Source organism: Haliscomenobacter sp. (genome assembly GCF_040403615.1).
Classification (GTDB): Bacteria; Bacteroidota; Bacteroidia; order Chitinophagales; family Saprospiraceae; genus Haliscomenobacter.
The window spans coordinates 1-1,275 of record NZ_JBBAKG010000268.1 but is presented as its reverse complement, the minus strand read 5'-3'; the positions used below and the strand labels follow the sequence as shown (position 1 = coordinate 1,275).

The following is a 1,275-nucleotide window of genomic DNA, read 5'->3' as shown; positions in this document are numbered from 1 at the left end:
CTTTGATCACAAGGTAGATGTTTTTGTATTTAGTTTTAAACCGAGAATTGCTGACATTTGATTCATTAAATAAATAAAAATACTATGCGATTTTCTTTGTTTCCAATTCTTCTGCTAATATGCTTAAGTTGCAAGCCTGGGCAAGAAAGAAAGTTTTCTGGAGATTTTAGAATTACGGATTACAATCAAAAGAAGGATAGCTTATTCTTGCAAAGCGATTCTTTAATCCTTGATGATGGCCTAACTAACCTAAAAATTGGAGATCCTATTGAAAAATTTTGGGAGGTTTTTAAAGGAAGAAAGATTGAGTATTATGAAGGTTTTGGATACATGGCATTTTTAGATTCACTCACAGCAGAAGCCTTGATGTCTACAAAGGATAAAAAGCATATTACAATGCTAGGCTTTTATTTGCCAAAACACCATACGAATGAAGGAATATATGTAGGATGCAGCGTTGATTCTTTACTAGCTAAAAATCCTAATTTTTACCTTCAAAGAAGCAATCTAGATGATGAAGAGTTTTGTCGAGATTTTTCAAATCCTCTGTTGAAAAAAAATTTGCTCCGTTATCTAATTGAACCAAAATCAGGAGATGGTCTTGTGGGTAAGTATTCAAGTGACCAGGAAACAAGGGAAATTAATCAGTCAGGTAGGGTATCGGGAATAGAAATTTGGACTACAAATTGAAAATTTCCCCGCTAGTGCCTACAACTCACTCGGCGGAGCGGTGAAGCAAATTGCCCCAGACCACGACGAAAACCGTTACTACTACGACAGGGTAGGCCGCCTGGTGGCCTCGCAAGATGGCCGCCAACGCCCCAGCAACAAATACAGCTACACCCTCTACGACGCCCTGGGTCGGGTGACCCAAACCGGGGAAGGCGTCAATGCCAGTGTTCCGGCTACTATTTTTGCAGATGCTCCAGCCTTCAATACCTGGTTTGGCACACTGACGAGCAAGGCACACGTAACGCGTACTTATTACGACCTCAACCCCATCACCAACACCCAACTACCCATTACTTACCCCCGCGACAACCAGCGCAGCCGCGTAGCGGCCTCCACCATTGTGGCCACTTTCAACGCCAGCGACGACGTGTACGACTACGCCACCCACTACAGCTACGACCTCACCGGCGACGTAGCCACCATCATCCAGGACATTCCTGAACTGGCCGCAAACGGCCACCGCCACAAGCGCATCGACTACGACTACGACCAGCTCAGCGGCAAAGTCAACGCCGTATTTTACCAAAAAGGACAGGCCGACCA

At 44.5% G+C, this 1,275-nt stretch carries 2 protein-coding genes; both read left to right on the top strand.

The genetic code is table 11. The features are described 5' to 3' along the window. Positions 1–84: 84 nt before the first annotated feature. Complete coding sequence (locus ABW391_RS29495; RefSeq protein ID WP_353485487.1) at positions 85–690, top strand: hypothetical protein; 606 nt, start codon at positions 85–87, stop codon at positions 688–690. Between the two features lie 40 nt (positions 691–730). Beyond that, on the top strand, positions 731–1,275 hold a 545-nt coding region (locus tag ABW391_RS29490), incomplete at its 3' end, for a hypothetical protein (protein WP_353485486.1).